Source organism: Mangrovimonas futianensis, assembly GCF_021245805.1.
Taxonomy (GTDB): domain Bacteria; phylum Bacteroidota; class Bacteroidia; order Flavobacteriales; family Flavobacteriaceae; genus Mangrovimonas; species Mangrovimonas futianensis.
Genome location: NZ_JAJJNF010000003.1, coordinates 69347 through 89892, shown reverse-complemented (window position 1 = coordinate 89892; position 20546 = coordinate 69347). Strand labels below are relative to the sequence as shown.

At 36.5% G+C, this 20546-nt stretch carries 12 protein-coding genes; 3 read left to right on the top strand and 9 right to left on the bottom strand.

Annotation, left to right across the window (positions count from 1 at the left end):
• The first annotated feature begins 2 nt into the window (after nucleotides 1-2).
• Nucleotides 3-2075: a tetratricopeptide repeat-containing sensor histidine kinase gene (locus LOK78_RS05685; protein WP_232634256.1), complete on the top strand. Its 2073-nt coding sequence runs from the start codon at nucleotides 3-5 to the stop codon at nucleotides 2073-2075.
• On the opposite strand, the gene ctlX is transcribed toward LOK78_RS05685, so the two are convergent.
• From ctlX to porU, 9 genes are all read right to left on the bottom strand, one after another.
• Nucleotides 2072-3007: a citrulline utilization hydrolase CtlX gene (gene ctlX, locus LOK78_RS05680; protein ID WP_232634248.1), complete on the bottom strand. Its 936-nt coding sequence runs from the start codon at nucleotides 3005-3007 to the stop codon at nucleotides 2072-2074. The genes LOK78_RS05685 and ctlX overlap by 4 nt on opposite strands.
• A gap of 72 nt (nucleotides 3008-3079) precedes the next feature.
• On the bottom strand, nucleotides 3080-3691 hold the full coding sequence (locus LOK78_RS05675; protein WP_157492151.1) for a DUF6134 family protein: 612 nt from the start codon (nucleotides 3689-3691) through the stop codon (nucleotides 3080-3082).
• 5 nt (nucleotides 3692-3696) lie between these two features.
• Nucleotides 3697-4380 carry an SDR family NAD(P)-dependent oxidoreductase gene (locus tag LOK78_RS05670; protein ID WP_232634247.1) on the bottom strand — a complete coding sequence of 228 codons (684 nt, stop codon included), beginning with the start codon at nucleotides 4378-4380 and terminating at the stop codon, nucleotides 3697-3699.
• A 129-nt stretch (nucleotides 4381-4509) separates the two neighbouring features.
• Nucleotides 4510-8535, bottom strand: coding sequence for an FG-GAP-like repeat-containing protein (locus tag LOK78_RS05665; protein WP_232634245.1), 4026 nt, complete (start codon nucleotides 8533-8535; stop codon nucleotides 4510-4512).
• Between the two features lie 188 nt (nucleotides 8536-8723).
• The gene (locus tag LOK78_RS05660; protein ID WP_232634244.1) at nucleotides 8724-10370 is read right to left on the bottom strand and encodes a pyruvate dehydrogenase complex dihydrolipoamide acetyltransferase; all 1647 of its coding nucleotides are present in this window, start codon (nucleotides 10368-10370) and stop codon (nucleotides 8724-8726) included.
• A gap of 2 nt (nucleotides 10371-10372) precedes the next feature.
• A complete protein-coding gene (pdhA, locus tag LOK78_RS05655) occupies nucleotides 10373-11371 on the bottom strand; it encodes a pyruvate dehydrogenase (acetyl-transferring) E1 component subunit alpha (protein WP_232394479.1) in 999 nt (332 codons plus the stop codon).
• A 91-nt stretch (nucleotides 11372-11462) separates the two neighbouring features.
• Nucleotides 11463-11945 (bottom strand): cytidine deaminase, encoded by a 483-nt coding sequence (gene cdd / locus LOK78_RS05650; RefSeq protein WP_053972281.1) that lies wholly within the window; start codon nucleotides 11943-11945, stop codon nucleotides 11463-11465.
• An 89-nt stretch (nucleotides 11946-12034) separates the two neighbouring features.
• Entirely contained in the window at nucleotides 12035-13279 is a 1245-nt protein-coding gene (gene porV, locus LOK78_RS05645; RefSeq protein ID WP_166959210.1) for a type IX secretion system outer membrane channel protein PorV, read from the bottom strand.
• A gap of 34 nt (nucleotides 13280-13313) precedes the next feature.
• Entirely contained in the window at nucleotides 13314-17189 is a 3876-nt protein-coding gene (gene porU / locus LOK78_RS05640; RefSeq protein WP_232634242.1) for a type IX secretion system sortase PorU, read from the bottom strand.
• A gap of 265 nt (nucleotides 17190-17454) precedes the next feature.
• On the opposite strand from porU, the gene gldJ reads away from it, so the two are divergent.
• Nucleotides 17455-19140 (top strand): gliding motility lipoprotein GldJ, encoded by a 1686-nt coding sequence (gene gldJ, locus LOK78_RS05635; RefSeq protein ID WP_206080420.1) that lies wholly within the window; start codon nucleotides 17455-17457, stop codon nucleotides 19138-19140.
• Between the two features lie 67 nt (nucleotides 19141-19207).
• Entirely contained in the window at nucleotides 19208-20494 is a 1287-nt protein-coding gene (locus LOK78_RS05630; protein ID WP_232634241.1) for a UDP-N-acetylmuramoyl-tripeptide--D-alanyl-D-alanine ligase, read from the top strand.
• Nucleotides 20495-20546 lie beyond the last annotated feature (52 nt).

Sequence of the window (20546 nt, the reverse complement as noted above, 5' to 3'; positions counted from 1 at the left end):
AAATGAAAAAGTTAACTTCTTTAATTGCCTTTTTATTGGTAAGTGCTTTTTGTTTCTCACAAACAAGGGAACAAGATAGTCTTACTATTCAGTTAGCTTTTCAAAAACCAGATACGGCAAAAGTTAAAACGTCTTTAAGGCTAATTCAATCGCTATACGATTCCCAAGAATATACAAAGGCTCTACAATATATTTCCCAAAGTGAGAAGCTATCAAACGATTTAAACTTTGAAGTAGGTATTGCTGAAATCACTTATTTCAAAGCTCTCATATATGCCGAAAAAGGAGACTATATCAATGCTGTCAATAACTACCTAAAATCAAAAGAACTTTATTCCAAACTACAGGATACTTTAAGTTTAGCTAAGGTGAACAACCGTATCGGTTTGATTGAGATAGAAAGAGGCAATTATGAAAAAGGGTTGGAATTTTCACTTTCAGCCATTGATATTTTTGAAAAACGAGGACTCACAAAAGACCTGCTGTGTGCCTATAATAATTTGGCAAATGCCTACCACAGTATTCACAACTATGAAAAGGCCATTGAGTTTTATGAGAAAACTTTGGAGCTTGAAAAACAACTTAACAAACAAGGTTCCATCAACACCTTGCAGCGATTAGCTGAATTGTATTCTCAAAAACGTGAAAACCGTAAAGCTATAGACTATTACGAAAAAGCTTTGGTAGTTACGACTTCCAATGATTCTGTAAGAGGTGAAATTCTTCCCAAACTTGGTGGAGAATATTTACTTTTTAAGGACTATGAGAAATCGGCAGATTATTTGGTTGAAGGATTAAAACTGAACAGACGCACAAAGAATGAAAACGGTCTCCTTATCTCTTTAAATGCCTTAGGTGACCTTAACTTGCAAAGAAGTTATTTGAAGTATGCTGAAGATCAATTAATGGAAGCTTTAAGCATTGCTGAACAAGTTGACAATAAAAGTGAGCAATTAAAAAATTACAAACTTTTAAAGGCATTAGATTCGACCAAAAAGAAATACGACCGTGCTTTTGTTTGGCAGAGAAAATATTACGATCTCAAAAGCGAAATAGAAGATGAAAACCGTCCTAATTTTGAGAGGTCATATACTAGCAATGTATTATTCACTCCAGACTTAACTACTAAAACAAAGGAGCCTACCCCTGAAACAGATTTGGTTACTGAGCAACAAGTTCTGGACAGTCAAAAAGAACTGAATAGATTAAAGCTTATATTCTATGCCTTGATAGGAGCACTTTTGGTAGTCTCTACATTTTTGGTACTCATTTACATGAAACGAAACAATCGCATTAAATACATGCGAGAGCTGGAGGAGAAAAACAAAAAAATTGAACTTCAAAAGGAAGCGCTCTCAGAACAGGCGCAACACCTAGAAGAAATAAATAAAGTAAAGGACAAGTTGTTTTCTATTGTTTCCCATGACCTTAAAGACTCTTTGACATCCATCAAAGGGTTTATTGATTTACTTAGGGATGGTTCTTTGACCAAGGAAGAATTCAACAACCTAATTCCTGAACTTAGTGAAAACGCAAACAATGCCTCCCTTCTACTTTTCAATCTATTGAATTGGTCCAAATCACAAATGCAATCTTTGGAGGCCAAACCTACCTTGTTTGATGTTCAGGAGGTGTTTGAGGAAAAAGTACAGTTATTGGAGCAAAAACTTCTGAATAAATCCATTAAACTGAGAGATAAAACCCTGAAGGACTTTATCTATGCCGACAAGAGCATGGTGGAAATCATTATCCAAAATTTAATGACTAATGCTATTAAATTTAGCCGCCCAGGAGACACCATCACCGTTTCAAATCATATTAGTGGAGGGAAAGCGATTATTAGCATTTCTGACACAGGCGTTGGTATTTCCCAAGAGAATATTGACAAACTCTTTAAAAATACTTCCTTCACAACAACGGGAACCAACAATGAAAAAGGAACTGGTCTTGGTTTGACCATTTGTAAAGAATTAGTCGAGCTAAACCATGGACAGATTTGGGTTGAGAGTGATTTGAATGTAGGAACTACCTTCTATGTGGAACTCCCTAAATCAAAACCCCAGCACCTAGACTAAGCTTTTGGTAAAAACACCTCTGCCATCATACATCTGGCACTTCCTCCTCCGCATGCTTCTATAGTATCTAAAGAACTTGTAATGATTTCACAGTGCTTTTCTATGGCCTTTACCTGTTCTGGTTTTAAGGAATTATAAGCCGCCTGACTCATCACCAAATATTTTTGGTTTTCTGTCCCAGACACTTGTAGCATATTACCAGCAAAATTATTGACCTGTTCCTCTGAAATAGAAATAAGCTCCAAACCGTCTTCTTTCAAACTATTTGCTACAGCTTTTCGCTCCTTTTTATCGTCAATACAATCCAAACAAATAACAGCAAACGTTTCTGCAACACACATCATGACATTGGTATGGTAAATCAACTTTCGCTCATTATTAACCGTTTGGTATGCGTGAAATATAATGGGCGTATATTCAAAATCTTCGCAAAATTCTATAAAAAGGTCTTCGTCAGCTCTTGGTGAAAGTGCGCAATAGGCTTTCTGATGTTTTCTATCTAAAACAATACTGCCTGTTCCTTCCAGAAATATCTCTTCTTCCTCTGCCGAAGTATAATCAAAAACTTGATCTATATGGAATCCATCATTCTCAATTTGTTCCAAAATATCCTCACGACGTTCCAACCTTCTGTTTTCAGCAAACATAGGATACAGGGCAATATTACCTGACTGATGGAATGAAATCCAATTATTAGGAAAAATGGAATCTGGTGTATCAAATTCGCTTGAATCTTGAGCAACAATCACTTGAATTCCCTTAGCTCTCAATTTATCTACATAGGTATCAAATTCTTGTTGTGCCTTGGCATTCACTGTTTGTGGCATTAAATTATCCAGTACTTTTTGGTAATAATTGTTAACGGCCGTTTGTTCGTTCATCCTGAAATTAATAGGGCGAACCATAAGTATGGTATTAGTTGTTTGTTGCATCCTGAGTTATTTTCCAGGCACAAAATTAATCCAAATATTAGGAAAGATATGTTAAAAGAAAAAAATCTGTAGTTACTCTTTGGCGACCAGCATAAATTCTATAGGACCGCCATCTATCATAGCACACTTCAACATGCCGTTGTCATAAACATATTTATTGCCACGTTTTCGAAGATCCATTTTCACATAAGTATGCTCCCCTACCTGTTTAATTTGATTAAATTCACCTAATTGTTCTGAGTAACAAATATCTTGATCCTTCGGCTCAAAGAAATAAAGCATGATTGCGGTAAAAGGAATATCAGTTTCAACCCTTATGCGATCCTCATCTTTATGAATAATGTAACCATCATGCTTTTTAACCGTGACAGTCTCTGTATGAGATTTCCCATCAAGATCTACCTGCACCTCTGATCTCTCTAATACACCATCTTTGTAGACAACCTCATAGTGGTAATCTATTTGCAACTTTTTAAAAAACACATCAGCCAATACTGAGGTCTCACATGAATAATGGATTTCATTTTGATTTTCGGTCATGGTAATACCCAAAGTGCCATAAACCTTATTCTCATAAACAATGTCAAAATCAACAATTTTCTCTTGGGACAAAAGCCCGATTGGAACCACAATACTTATCAATAAAAGCATGTATGGTCGTGTAAATAGGGCTACAATTCTCATAAGCTTTAAGGTGTTGAATTAGATACCTGTAATAATTTTCCGTTATAAAATTTATTGCTATTGAGGGAGAATTCAACTATATAATCGGCCATTTCCATAGCCGTAATTGGAGCTTGATAACCTGGAAAGGCTTCCTGCAGCATTTCTGTTTGGACCGCTCCAAGAGCTAAAACATTAAAAGAAATTCCAGAGTCCTTATATTCTTCGGCAAGTAATTCAATTAGGGTTATAACAGCTCCCTTGCTTGAACTATAGGCTGATAAACCTGCAAATTTCATACTACCTTGTACCCCACCCATTGAACTTATAGTAACGATATGGGCCTTAGGTTTCATAAAAGGAATAACTGTTTGAATCATTTTTGCAACACCAAACACATTTGTAGCATAAACCCTTTCAAAATCTTTCATAGACGTTTCGGAAAAGGGTTTATTTACCAAAGCACCTGCGTTGTTTATTAAAACATCAACATGAGACCAATTTTCACTTACAAAGTGATTGACTTTCTCAAAATCATCCTCTTTTGAAAGGTCAAAAGAAAAGCTAGTTACACCTCTTAGCTCTTGTATATCAATGGGATTTGAATTTCTTGACAGAGCCAGAACGTTATGTCCCATACCTGAAAAAAGTTTAACCATTTCAAAACCAATGCCTCTACTTGTACCTGTAATGATGATGTTTTTTGACAAATCTTAAATTTTAAAGCTTATTAAATATAAAAAAATCCTGCTTGTTGCAGGATTTTAATATTTGTTTTTAATGAATTCTTGCGAATTCATATTTAAAATTTTTATTCTTTTAATTAATTAAGTCTCTATTTAATTTTTAACAATAACTTTCTCTGAATGATTATTCCAATTCAGAATATAAACACCAGCAGAGACAAATGAAGGAATCGTAATTCGTGCTATTCCATTACCTAAATCATAGCTAACTTTTTGAATTTGAATATCTCTACCACTTAAATCATATAATTTAAATTGGGTTTCACTATTTATATGGGTTACTAAAATGTCATGACCAGATTGCACAGGGTTTGGATATAATTTAGAATAAACCATAAAATCAGGCACACTTAAAGTACCGTAGAAATATGGTACGGCAAAATCGTAAGCTTCCACTCCTATATCAGCCCCCATCAACCTACCCGGAACATCATCTGATGGTGGGTGAATACCACCCCAAATACGAGACAAACTACATTGATCTGAAGCATCTCTATAAGTCGCCCATTGCAAAATAACATCCACAGATGGTCCTTCTTCAAATACTAAAAATTCATTTTGTCTGGCCACAAACTCACCCATTCCTCCAGGAAAATATTCATCCCCAGTAATTAAGGTCATCACTTCAGCTGCCGCCCTCGAGAATGTAGAATGACCCGAAACATATCCCGCAAATGGTGGAGTCACGAAAGATGGTCTTTGGTAAGGCCACCAATTTTCTGAAAGAATCCAACCTACTCCGGCCGTATCTGTATCTGGATCGTAAACAGCGCTATGTCCCAACCAAGAATACAATTTTATTTTTCCTGCGAATTGGTTTTCAGCTCCTGCTAGAGGGTCTCCTTCTTGAACCAATTCTACATAACCCGGAATTAATGGAATCCCTTGAGGATTATAACTAGGAAGGTTCTCATCACTACTTTGTCCCATGCTGGCCATATAGCGTATGGCTGATATGGGTCTGATGTAATCATACCACCCTTTTACACTCCAAGCACTGATGGCTGAATCATGCATTGCACCTCCCAGAATGAAATATGTTTTTACATCCCATTCTAAACTTGGAAGTACGTCTCCCTGTCCGTTTAACTTCTTTTCCAATAAGGGATGATCAGACACATAGTTTAAGATAGTAAACCAATGCCCGGGAGGTGTTTCAGAATGAGGTCCATCTGCCCAAAACTCGGCCAGTACTCTTGTATAATCACCTCTAGGAACCAATTGTTGGTCATAAGGCATTCCTGTAGATGGATTGATATCATGGCCTGTTCCAGGGTCACCTCCATCAAAAAAATCATAAAAATTAGGATGCTCTAAATAACTTGTAGGCAACGACTCCAAAGTCAGTCCACCGATGCTATTTGGTGAAACATCCCACATAACCCCATCGGTTGGATCTAAATGAGAACCCCAAACCGACACCATTTCAAATGCCCACTTGTAAGCCTCACTAGAAGTACCTATACCATCCTCAGATAAATACGGAGGATCTGAAGGATCGTGATATACATAATAAATATCTCCATCCCGTTGGTAAGTAGATTGATCTTCATCTGAAAGTGAAAAACCATGAACATTACCCCATTCTGGGCCTAAAAAATCGATCATATCTCCCTCTATCAAATTACCACTCTGATCTATATATACATCCAAACTTAATGGTTGCCAACGATTGGGATTCAATACCGTGCTGTTTTCATACTGTGGTGAAAGTGGGGGGTTTACTGATTCATAATACTCATTGGCATAACCTCCAGATTCATTAGATCCATCTCCTAACCCATAATTAATAATCGTTTCAGCTATATAATTTCCTAAAGCCGCCGGATCGCCGTTAATGTAATCAGTGGCTGTATTGTTTATATCATAATTTAGTTGATCCATGAGATAATCAAACCGAGCCTGTGTTTGGGCATGATTAGGTGACTCCTGGAATCTATGAGTTAAAAGTCGATACATAGCAAAACTAATAGCCTTATTTCTGGATTCCGGAATGTCTTCATTGGACACAAAATCCTCAAGACTACTACTAAAACCATGAACAGTCTTACCCACCAAATAAGTTGTAGCTTCTTCATCATAAGCCGCCCATGCGTCATACATGGCCACACTGGAATGAAATAAGTTCCTAGCATGAACTGTAGGTCTTGCATAATCTTTTCTTATGGCGGCTAATAAAGCTTCATTCCATAATCGCGCTACAGTTACATCTTCTGGAACCCCTTCGTTACCTAAAACAATTGACAAAGATGTTGATTGACTTACACAATCTCCATTATTTTCAATGACTGAAATTTCACCAGCTTGATTTAACCCCCATTTCACCAAAATACTTCCGGTCCCCTGTCCTTCTAGTAATTCTCCTCCAGTCACTTGCCATTGTGCGGAAGACCCAACCGATATTGGATATACATAGGTCTCTTCAGACAAAAAGCCTACTGCACTAGGCCCTGAAATTTCTTGAGGTGTTAAATAAATACAACTATCATCACTCAAAGTAGCTTCTGGATTATAATTACAAGAACTAGGATCTGTACATCCGTAAATTTTAGGACTTGGAGCAATATTCAAATTGACTATTCCCTCTCCTTCTGTGGCCTTAAAGAATGAATTAATTAATAATTCTTCAGAATAAATTTCTTCAAGTCCAGAAGGCCACTTAATAATTAACTCCTGAATAGTTTCGTCGGCTTGAAGCCCAAAATGTAAAGGCTTGATGCTTTGGCTTAAAAAACCAACTCCTGAAAAATACCTGTGAATGGTTCTATTTTCAGTGATAAGAATAGCAATCGTTCCTATAGCATTCCTGTTTGATTCAGTTCCTTCCAACGAAAGTTGAAACCAGTTAGCATTGCTTACTTCTGAATCAAAATTCAATAATTTATTTTCATAGAAAAAAGAAAAGGTATCAGAATTAGATAGAAACAAATCCAAATCACCATCATTGTCATAATCAAAATCAACAGTACTGATACTAACAGTTGATTCTGAAATCCCAACCTCATTTGCTTGGTTAGTAAAAACATTTTGTGGTGCATTAGGATCATTCACATAATAGAAGTTGTTATATGAACCAGAATTATAATAGCCATTAGCAACAAACAAATCCTCATCACCATCACAATCAAAATCGGCAAAAATAGGAGCCCATGCCCAACTATTATCAAATACACCCTCATCAGAAGCCACATTAACATAAGATCCTTGATCTGATTTCAAAAGAGCTGACTCTCCAATACCAGTGACAAAAAAATCAAAATTCCCATCTAAATTAAAATCACCCACAGCTACTCCCATATCATCAATCATACTGTTTACACCATAACTTGAAGCTCCTTCTGCAAATGATCCATTTCCTTGGTTCATGTACAAATAGTTAGGGGCATCAAAATCATTGGTAACATATAAATCCATCCATCCATCAGCATTAAAATCAAAAGGCACCGCCACAAAACTGTATCTAGAGTTGGTTTCTAAAATGTTAGATTCTTCTGTAACATTGGAGAAAGTACCATTGGCATTATTTTTAAACAAGAGATTTGAATCACAATTACCCCACTCACTGATATAGATATCCAAAAACCCATCGTTATTATAATCAAACCAAGTAGCACCTGTGTATTGGCAATCAGTGGCTAGAGAAAAACCAGCGGATTCCGTCACATCAATAAATGTTCCATCACCTTGGTTTTTAAATAGTAAAACATTGTATGTGTTTGTAAAAAAAAGATCTAGGTGACCGTCATTATCGTAATCGCCCCAAAAAGCACCAACTTTAGGTCCATCAAAAACATAAAAGGTATTGTCTTGACTGTAATCCTGATCCAACATATTGCTTAATCCAGCCTCCTCTGTCACATCTGTAAAAGCTCCATTATTCTCATTTCTAAAAAGTCGACTACGAGACCATTCCAAACCATTTTGATCTAGGGCTTTTGCAACAACAAAAAGATCTAAATCGTTATCCCCATCATAGTCAGCGACAGAAACACCATGGTTTTCTTTGAGGATCCCTAAGCCAACTACATTATCGACCCTTTCAAAAGTTTGAGACCATGAATTAAAAACAGAAAAAGTAAAGGAAATGAATAAAAAACAGGGAAGTAATTTTTTTACCATAAGCTATTGTTATTGGAAAATGCTATTAGTTAATTAGAGCGGTAATTTAACATAATTTTAGCAATTCACTAACATTTTAACAACAATCCTTTCAATTCTACGGATTGAAAGAAAAAACCTTCATAAAACAAAAAATCCCACCTTTTAAAGGTGGGATTCATATTATAGAAAATATTTTGACAATATTCTTAAACCAGCATGGTTACAGGGTTTTCTATGTACCCTTTTAACGTTTGTAAAAACTGTGCTCCCGTAGCCCCATCAACAGTTCTATGATCACAGGCCAAACATAATTTCATTGTGTTTCCTGGTACCACTTGACCATTCTTAACAACAGGCTTTTGGACAATAGCTCCCACAGAAAGAATCGCAGAATTCGGTTGGTTAATGATTGAAGTGAAACTTTCAATTCCAAACATTCCTAAATTAGATACAGTGAAGGTACTTCCTTCCATTTCCTGCGGTGTTAATTTTTTATTTCTTGCTTTAACTGCAAAATCCTTAACTGCAGCTCCTATTTGAGGTAAGCTCATTTCGTTAGCAAACTTAACTACAGGAACAACCAAGCCATCAGGAACAGCAACAGCCACACCCACATGCACATGATTATTCATTCGCATTTTATCTGCAAACCACTGAGAATTTACCTGAGGGTGTTGCTTTAATGCCAAAGCACAAGCCTTAACAACGATATCATTAAATGAAATTTTGATATCTGGCAACGAATTATATTGCTCACGGAATGCGATAGCATTATCCATATCAAATTCAACATTCAAATAATAATGTGGAGCTGTAAACTTAGACTCTGCCAAACGCTTAGCAATTGTCTTACGCATTTGAGAATTTGCTACTTCATCAAAATCCTCTTGTCCAGCTGGAACAAATTTCCCTACTGAAGCAGCAGAAGCTGCCGGTGTATAATTTTCAATATCACGTCTAATGATACGACCGTTCTCACCACTTCCTTTAACTTGAGATAAGTTAATATTTTTCTCTTCAGCCATTTTTTTGGCCAATGGTGAAACAAATATGCGTTCTCCACTACTTGCAGTAGCAACTGTTTCTTGAACTTGAGGCTTAGCTACCTCTTGTTTAGGTGCTTCTTTTGGCGCTTCCGCTTTAGGAGCCGCTGCTTTCTCAGCTTTGGGCTCATCTGCTTTTTGAGAAGCCCCACCTACTTTAAAGTTTTTGGCAACATCAGAAACATCAGTTCCTTCTGGGCCAATGATAGCTAATAAAGAATCTACTTTTGCAGATTGTCCCTCTTCAAGTCCGATAAATAGTAAGGTACCCGATTGAAAAGATTCAAATTCCATAGTAGCTTTATCTGTTTCAATTTCAGCTAAAATATCTCCTTCCTCAACAGCATCACCTACTTCCTTTAACCAAGTGGCAACAGTTCCTTCTTCCATGGTGTCACTTAATCGTGGCATGGTTACAACAGTTACGCCATCAGGTAATTCGGCAGTCTCATTAGAAGTTTCTTCCTCTGAATTAGGTTCAGCTTTTTCTTCCTTTTCTTCTGAAGTTTCTGGCGATGCTTCTTTTTTAGTCTCTACGGGCGAACCATTTACTAAATCAGAAACATCTTCACCTTCTTCTCCTATAATAGCTAATAACTCATCTACTTTAGTTGTCTCTCCCTCCTGCACCCCTATGTACAATAAGGTCCCTTCATGAAAGGACTCAAATTCCATAGTTGCTTTATCTGTTTCTATTTCAGCTAATATATCTCCTTCTTCAACCTTGTCACCTACTTTTTTTAACCAAGTAGCAACAGTTCCTTCCTCCATGGTGTCACTCAAACGAGGCATGTTAATTACTTCTGCCATAACTATAGTTTATGTTGTAAAAATGGATAATCTTCTTGCTCGTAAACTGAATCATACATCACATTTAGCTCTGGGAATGGAGATTCTTCTGCAAATTTCTCGCATTCGCTTACCAAATCTTTCACTCGCTTATCAATCTTTTTGATTTCAGCTTCAGTAGCATATTTGTTTTCAAGAATAACGTCTTTCACCTGGGTAATAGGATCGATCTTTTTATATTCTTCAACTTCTTCTTTGGTTCTATAATGTTGGGCATCACTCATAGAATGACCTCTGTATCGGTAGGTTTTCAATTCCAAGAAAGTTGGTCCATCACCTCTTCTTGCCCTTTGAATGGCTTCATCAAAGGCCTCTGCTACTTTCACTGGGTTCATTCCGTCTACTGGTCCACAAGGCATTTCATAACCCAAACCTAATTTCCAAACATCTGTATGGTTTGCAGTACGTTCTACCGAGGTACCCATGGCATAACCATTGTTTTCACAAACGTATACTACAGGAAGTTTCCATAACATGGCCAAGTTAAAAGACTCATGCAACGCCCCTTGTCTAGCAGCACCATCACCAAAACAGCAAATGGTTACGGCTTCTTTTCCTCCAAACTTATCTCCAAAAGCCATTCCGGTTCCTAAAGGAATTTGACCTCCAACAATACCATGACCGCCATAAAAACCGTGCTCTTTAGAAAAGATATGCATAGAACCTCCTAAACCTTGTGAAGTCCCTGTGGCTTTACCATAAAGCTCAGCCATAACCCTTTTGGGATCAACTCCCATACCAATAGGTTGCACGTGGTTACGATAGGCCGTAATCATTTTATCCTTACTTAAATCCATAGCGTGTAAGGCACCAGCCAATACTGCTTCCTGACCATTATAAAGGTGAAGAAATCCTCTAACCTTTTGTTGAATATAAACTGCAGCTAGTTTGTCTTCAAACTTTCTCCAGAATAACATGTCCTCGTACCATTTCAGGTATACTTCTTTCGTTATTTTTTGCATCGATTACATTATAAATTATGAACGGGATAACAAAAATACTACTTTGTTTACTAATGGAAAAACTGTAAATAGTAAAAAATTACCGAAATCGTTATAGAACGGAGCGATCGAAAATAAGTGGAAGCAAATTTGCCAAAGATTTTGATTTCACCACCTTACCAGTCTCACCCATAAAATAAATTTCTATCGATTCTTTTTGATTTACCTCATACTCCGCGATGGCTTGTCGGCAAGCCCCACAAGGTGGAATGGGCTCTGTAGTGGGATGCAAATTGGACCCTGCAATTATGGCCATCATTTTCATTTTGGAATGGGGAAACTTGGCTCCAGCATAATAAATTGCAGTTCTTTCTGCACATAAGCCCGAAGGATAGGATGCATTTTCTTGATTGCTACCAGTGACTATCTCTCCATTTTCCAATAGCAAAGCGGCTCCCACACTAAAATTGGAATAGGGGGAATAGGAATCCAGACGAGCTTCTTTGGCTCGATTCATAAGCTCTTGAACGGGCTTGGGAAGCTCATCCAGTTGCTCGTAAACCTCTAGTACGGTCTCAATTTTAATTTCTTTCATAGACAAATATTATATTAAATGTAACCATTTTAAACAAAAAAGCCATCGTTTCTTCAACAATGGCTTCTTTAATTTTTATATAGACAGTTTTAATATTCGCGGTATGCTTCCCTATCGATATTAAATGACAAGGAAAACCTAAGAGTATTTTCTAAAGGACTAGGAACCTTTGATGCCGAAAATAAATAAGAAATATCCAAGCCTACAATATTGTAATTAAAACCGGCGCCTAAAGCAAAGAATTTCCTTGCTCCCTTATCATCACTTTCGTTAAAATAACCTGCTCTGAAAGCAAACGAATCCTGATAAGAATACTCTGCTCCCAATGCCCAAGTTATTTCTTTCATTTCTTCACTGAATCCTCCCGGGGCATCACCAAAAGACTGAAACATCCCTTTTACAAATCCCACATCATCATCTTTTCCTTCTACAATATAATTGGGATCATAGGCCAATAAATTATCTTCATCGGGATCAAACTCACCATTTCCATTTATATCTTCATATTGCCTGTAGGTTCCTCTAATTGGTGGTGTAGGCACTAAAAGTTTAGTAACCTCTGCAGTCACTCCTAATTTATTATAATTATCAAAGATGAAATCAAATCCACCTCCCAATCTTAGGGTTGTTGGTTGAAAATTTTCACGACCCTGTTCGTCATATTTAAATTTAGGTCCTACATTTTGAATAGCGAATCCCAGTCGGGTTCTTCCGTTAAAGCTATTGAAGGCCTCCTCTTCACTTTGATAATATCCCGATATATCCACTCCAAACGTACCTGCTGCCTTAGTATCTGTAAATTCAGAAGGAATTCTTAAATCGGAATTCAGATACCTCATGGTTACTGCCATGGAAAATTGTTGACTTAATTTTAATGCATAAGAAACGTCAACGGTAAACTCATTAGGTCTTTGCACTAGAGGAATTGAAAATTCATCTTGCACAAACTCAATATCTCCCAATGAAAAATATCTAAAACTAGCTGCAAAAGCACTCTTTTCATCAATTCGATTAAAATAAGTAATGCTCCCCAAGAAAATATCTTTCACCAACTTGGTTAAATAAGGTGTATAACTTACACCCACCCCCTGTTTAGTTTCTGAAAACGCATATTTTGAAGCATTCCATTGTTGAGAAAAGGCATCAACTGATGTGGCTACCCCCATATCTCCCAAAGAACCTGCACGGGCATCAGCAGCAATCAAAAGAAACGGCACTCCAGTTGTTATCACCCTTGTATCAAAGGGGTTTGGAGTAATTTCGGTGATGACTTCCTGGGCCTTTATGTTTAAAGTTAAAAGAAATAATCCAAGAATTAAAATCTGGTGTCTCATGTGTTATTTTTAGTTCGACAAATATAATGCTTTATTAAAGTATCACAAGCTTTTCAATCTTCTCGACCGTTTTATTCAGGCTAGGAGAATGTACTTTAAGCTTATAAATATAGACTCCCTTCCCTATACGGTCTCCAAAATCATCTCGTCCATCCCAAATCATATCTCTTGAAAGGGATGAATTCCCATTATTACAGCAATTTGAGGTGTTGGTTTGTCCGTTAATCGTTTTAACCAATTTACCTGAAACAGTAAATATTTGTACTGAAACGTCTAAAGGCTGTGAACTATTGTGGTTAAACCAAAATTCTGTGTAGTTTACAAAAGGATTTGGATAATTAAGAACTTTATCGATAACGAGTTCTTGATTTTCGTTCTGCACCATGAATTGTATTTCTGCGGTGGCCGAATTGTTATAAACATCCCATGCTTTTACCGTTAACGTATGCAAACCATTTTCTAGATCTCTAAATGGATAGTTTACAGTACCTCTTTGGTAATCATCAAGCTCTGTCTCATAATAATCATTAAGTACATATGGAGAAGTTTCATCACCATCCAAAATAGCTACAATATCATGTCCAATACCACTTGCCGTATTTATACCATTGTCATCTTGAAGCTTCAGCAAAAGGGCCGGAGAATTATTGGTAAGGCCTCCAGACACAAAACTTTCATCATTCATGAAAACTTTAATCAAAGGTCCCTGTTCATCCGTTTCAGCATTTGGGTTCAATCCCCCTATTTTTACTGTTTCTACACTTGCTCCTGATCGATCAAAAAGGACTCCTTCCTGTTTGGCATAAAAACTTACCTTGCCGTAGCCTTCGGGGATAGCGATATCTCTAGGAACAACAAACTCCATTTCAAACTGACCTCCTGTAATGGTAGATTGCCCTTTAAATATAGTGGGACCCAAAGTTTCAAAATCCATAATAATCAAACCATTTGAGCCAGTGACACCATTGTTCCCAAGAGTTTGCCTCTCTATGTTTTTATCAAATACCGTAGTAGATAAAACACCGTTAAAATTGGAAAGTAAATTTCCTGAACCATCGATTACTTCACCCGCCAATTTAACTTTACTGAGAGCTTGTAATACGTCTGTATTTCCACTAATTGGCTCATCATTAATAGTTATCAATTGAATATTGGGTTTACCAAAGGTTAGCTTCATTGCTGGGTCACCTATAAAAAACACCAATCTTCTTTGATCATAACCAGAAATTTCGGGATCAATTTTGGTTAACCTAAGTGCTTCGGCCATAGATGGGTATTCGCCTTCTGCAAAACTATCATCATAACCAAAAAGGAACTTCTCCAAGTGGACATTAAAGTCGATACCCACGTTAACAATTACCTGTCTTGTGGTGGTTATCAAACCAATTGCCCCTCCTTGCGTATTCCAGAAAGTATATTCTCCTGCTGTTGGCCTTAATGGATTATCAAACCGAGTGAATTCACAAGTAACTGTAACAAAGCAATTCAACTGACAAATATTATTTAAACTCTGAGCATCTGATCTTTCAAAAATCCGTTCTCGGGCCAATCCATCCTCACCTCCATGTCCAAAATAATTAACAACCAAAGCTCCTTTTTCCAAGGCATTAACTATTGCGGTATTTACTGTAGGGTAACGATCTCCTCCAGAAGAGGATTCCTGCTCAAAGGCATCGGAATGTATTTTTACTACATTGATAAATGGTTTTTCCTCAGATATTTCATCTGATATATTATCAGTGGTTTGCTGCAATTGAGCCTCCCAGGCCTCATCCACATCATCAGAAATGAAAACAGCAGTATTTCTCCAATTTCCAAAGGATGCTTCCGAATGATAATTCTGAATTTTATCCACCATTTCTTTAGCTTGTTGTGGTGAATCAGCCAATACTCTACCAACAGCAATATCCAACAAATTACTAATGGACATATCTCCTTCCGTTTCATCCATCATTCCAAAAAAATCATCGGACACATAAGAACTAGTTAAATTAAAACTCTCATATGCATGCCAACTCGGAACAAAATTGGTATTGTTTGGAAGTCTGTTTTTATAATCAAATGAGGCATCTCCAAACAGACATAAATATTTCAAACGTTGACTTGGACTACTGGCATTATCATATATATATTTCACAAAATTCCTAATGGCACCAATATCTGGATTTCCAGTACTAAACTCATTATAAATCAAACCCAATGGAACCACTTTGACATTCAATCCGTATTGGTCTCTATTGATTTGAGCCAATCTATTAGCTTGCCCCAAAAATACTTGAGGTGTTAAGATTAAATAATCAATATCTTGAAAATTACCTAGGTCATCATTAAAAATAGTCCCTTTTAAATTTTGGTTAAAAACTTGTGAATTGGACTCCCGGAGGGGCGTGTAAAAATCAGAAGAAGTCACCAAAGCATAAGATTTCTCAGAGCCCATTTGAGATTTAAAGCTCAAAGTTGAATTACCGTCACCATTTACAAGGGTTGTAACATTATACAAATCACTTACGTCCCAAATTTCAGAAACTTGGGAAGTATTCGTCACGGTATATTGAGCGATACCTGACTCATTGCTAGTTTCTAAATTTCTAAATGTATATTGGCTACCTGAAAAATTTAAATTCCTTTTCGCTCTTACAGCAACGTAATCCACATAGGCCAATGCTGAGGGACTACCATTATTATTGTATTGCAGAGTTACATTGATGTTTGATGAAGTAATTGGCACATAATTAGCAAAAGTAGCACCTACAGCAAGATTATAATTTGAAGTTGCAGGGAGATTAAGCGTCGTTACATTTGTTCCATTTACTGTCAAGCCCATGGTGCTCGTAGCTGGAGATGTAGAAGCAACAACTACATTTAAATAAATAGGTTCTGATTCTATCCTATCTGGAAACGAAAATTCAAAAGATTTTGTATCCTCAATATCAAAGCGATCTCCAAACCACCTTCTACCTACATTTACGAGATTATACTCATCCAGTTCATGAAATTTATAATCATCAAATGTAGTTATCTCCATATCTACGGATCCAGAAGGCTGAATAAAAGGCTGAACCCGCTTACCATTACCCGGACTTATATTGATATAATAATAAGTCTTATCTGTGTAACTATTAATATGTGTACGCTTTTCAGAATCCCATCCTCTCGGTCCTTGGGCATAGAATAAGATATAATCGGAATCATTAAATTGCGCATCGCTCTCACCAACCACCCTAATAGCATTTTCAACCACATCAAAAGGATAGTCTTGGTCATTCCCGAAAGGAATCATCTTACCGCCATTACCATAAAGTTTAATGGTACGGGGATCAACCTGATTGACATTAACTCCCAGATCAGCCAAAAACGATTTGGATATTCTATGCACTCCTGATCTTTCTACATAAAACTTATACCAACTTCCACTACTTAATGCAGAATTGGTGATTTGCTGCATTTGAAATGAGTTGGATGTTCTAGCACCAGGACTACTATTATATATTAAGGTAAAAGAGATCAATTTTTTGTATCCATTATTCTCCTTTATAATAGGTGTAACCTCCAAAAGGGCAAACTGCTCATTTCTGGCCCTAGAATTTTTTAAGGATACTTTGAGCTGGTTTGGAATAAGCTGAGCATCTAAATCCTTTAAATCAGAAATCGAAACGGGTTCAAAAACTTGGTTTTGAATGACAACTGATTGTTCATTTATTGGATTGGAAACCGACCATCTAGAAACAAAAGTCATTCCATCAGTTGGATTATAATTTAATATCCCTCCTGAAAATGAAGGTATTTCTCTTTTTACAAAATTTGTAGAAACATCCTTGACCCCATCCCAATTAAGATTAAACGTTTTTTGTTGGGAAAAGATACTGAAGGAGGTAATTAAGATGGTAAGTAAGATAATTTTCTTTTTCATTGATAAAATAACGGCAATAAAAAGGTGTTATTATTGATAATCCAACAATTTTTAAAAAACGTTTCAAAATTACAATAATATTTTATAATTATGCGCGTTCTAAGAAACACTATTAACCGGTAAAAAACGCAAAAATCATCGGTGTAACGTTCAATAAATAGGACGAAATGCATATTTTTTCATCAAAATTTGTTCTTTTCTCTTGTTTTGTAACCGATAATTACTATATTGCGTCACCAAAAATATTATAAGCTTACTTAAACGTATGGATATGAAAAAAGTAACAGCACTAAAGTTCTTGATGATTTTCGCCGTCGGATTGACGTTCGTCGGTTGTAAAAGGTCATCAAACGCTAACAGCTCCAGAGCTACTGGATGGGATATCAATTCCAAGGACGGTGGTTTTCAATACAACACCGACTTTAAAGAGCAAGAAACTGCTCCAGGATTGGTATTTGTAGAAGGAGGAACTTTTACCATGGGTAGAGTTCAAGATGATGTCATGCACGATTGGAACAATACTCCTAACCAACAGCACGTGCAATCCTTCTATATGGATGAGACCGAGGTTACCAATAAAATGTATTTAGAATACCTAGATTGGATCAAGCGTGTTTATCCTCCAACTGAAGAAAATTACAGAGGCATTTATGATGGTGCCCTTCCTGACACTTTGGTTTGGAGAAACCGATTAGGATTTAATGAAGTTATGACCGAAAACTATTTACGTCACCCTGCATATGGAGAATATCCTGTGGTTGGTGTAAGTTGGATTCAGGCGGTAGAATTTGCCAACTGGAGAACTGATCGTGTCAATGAGTTATACTTAGAAGAATCTGGATATATTGTTCGCGATGCCAAAATTGCTGTTGAGGCAGGTGAAACCTTTAGTACTGATACTTATATCAATGCACCTACACTAACCTACGGTGGAAATGATAGTATCACTAACCCAGAAAATTCAAGAAGAAGAGTTCAAACTACTGCTTCAGGAGACACTATTAACGTTTACGCAGGAAGAGAAACTGGGGTTCTTACACCAGACTATAGACTTCCTACCGAGGCAGAATGGGAATATGCTGCTTTAGGATTGACTGAGTTAAGATCTTATAATATCTATAGAGGAAGAAAAAAATATCCTTGGGATGGTCAATATACACGTTCAGGTAAACGTAAAACAAGAGGTGACCATTTAGCAAACTTTAAGCAAGGTAAAGGAGATTACGGCGGAATCGCTGGTTGGTCTGATGATAACGCTGATATCACAAACAAAGTAAAATCTTATGAGCCAAACGACTTTGGATTATATGATATGGCTGGTAACGTGGCCGAATGGGTAGCTGACGTTTACAGACCTATAGTTGATGATGAATTCAATGACTTCAACTACTATCGTGGTAACGTTTATACCAAAAATCAAATTAATGATGATGGTACAGTTAAAATCGTAACTCCAGAAGAAGTTGTATTTGATACTTTACCTAATGGTAAATTAATCGCAAGAGATTTACCAGGAGAAATTGCTCAAGTACCAATCGACGAAAATGAAACTTATCTAAGAATCAATTTCGACGGAAGTGATAACAGAAACTTTAGAGATGGTGATAAGAGCTCCTCTAGAATGTATAGAGAAAGCTTTGATGAATTTAGTGATGAGCCTGCAGATAACGCCCACACCAGCAAAATGTACAACTCTCCAAAACACCATATTTCTGTAGATTCTACAGGAGAAATGATCAGAGAGTATGATAAATCTGATAAGAGAACTTCTTTAATCAATGATGAAGTAAGAGTTTATAAAGGAGGTTCTTGGAAAGACAGATCTTACTGGTTGGATCCAGCACAAAGACGCTACTATCCACAAAATATGGCAACAGACTATATTGGATTTAGATGTGCTATGTCGAGAGTTGGTTCTAAATCAAAATCTCAAAACAAAACTAAGCACTAAAAGAATTCTAGTGATTATACTTTAAAGTCCTGATGAAAATCAGGACTTTTTTTATACATTTAATTTTATGGAAATAGCTAAAATACATGAACTGTTTCTGGAATGTCATGCAGTTTGCACAGACACCAGAAAACTAGAACCTCGAGATTTGTTTTTCGCCTTAAAAGGAGACAATTTTGACGGACATAAATTTGCCGAAATGGCATTAGAGATGGGCGCTAACTATGCCATCATAGACGATCCCGCTTATCAGGTTTCAGAAGCCTATATTTTAGTTACAGATGTTCTTAAATGCTTGCAGGACTTGGCAGCTTTCCATAGAAGATATCTTGAAATACCAATTCTTTCATTAACAGGAAGCAACGGTAAAACAACCACCAAAGAACTTATAAACGCTGTTTTATCAAAAAAATTCAAAACAACCGCCACACAAGGTAATTTAAACAATCATATTGGCGTTCCGTTGACATTGCTTTCCATGAACAAAGAAACAGAACTCGGTATTGTTGAAATGGGTGCCAACCACCATCATGAAATTGACTTTTTATGCCAAATCGCACAACCTGACTTTGGTTTGATAACCAACTTTGGGAAAGCCCATTTAGAAGGATTCGGTAGCTTGGAAGGTGTTGTAAAAGCTAAATCAGAACTCTACGATTACTTAAAATTTCACCATAAAACCATTTTTGTAAATACAGATGATCTAAAACAACTAGAACAAGTTGGGAGCTACGAAAAGATAGTCACTTTTGGAAAATACGACGAACATACCAAAATAGAGCTGTTTGATGCGCAACCATATGTTTCGGTTACCTTTGACACCTTGCAAATTACTAGCGCCCTTACTGGTATCTATAATTTCAATAACATTGCAGCATCTATTGCTATTGGTTCTTATTTTGGTGTTCTACATCACGAAATAAAAGAAGCTATTGAAACTTACGTCCCGACTAATAATAGATCGCAAATTATTTTAAAGGGTTCTAATAAAATATTAATGGATGCCTACAATGCCAATCCAACTAGCATGATGGCTGCTTTAAATAATTTCAATAGTTATGAGGACGTTAATAAGATGGTCATATTGGGCGATATGTTTGAATTAGGTGATGATGCCCTACAAGAACACCAAACCATTGTAAATTTCCTTGAAAACACTAGTATTACACACATCTTTTTGTTAGGCAATACTTTTTCACATACCCGTTTTAATTCGGAAGCAATTAGAGCCTTTAGCAGCTTTGAAGATTTTGAAATCTTTGCGAAAGAAGAGAATTCAATACTAAAAAATCAATTTATTTTAATTAAAGGGTCCAGAGGAATGAAATTGGAACGTGTTTTAGACTTAATATAAAAAAGTGTTTACAAATTTTACATTTTCATGTAAAACCGTAAACACTTAACAT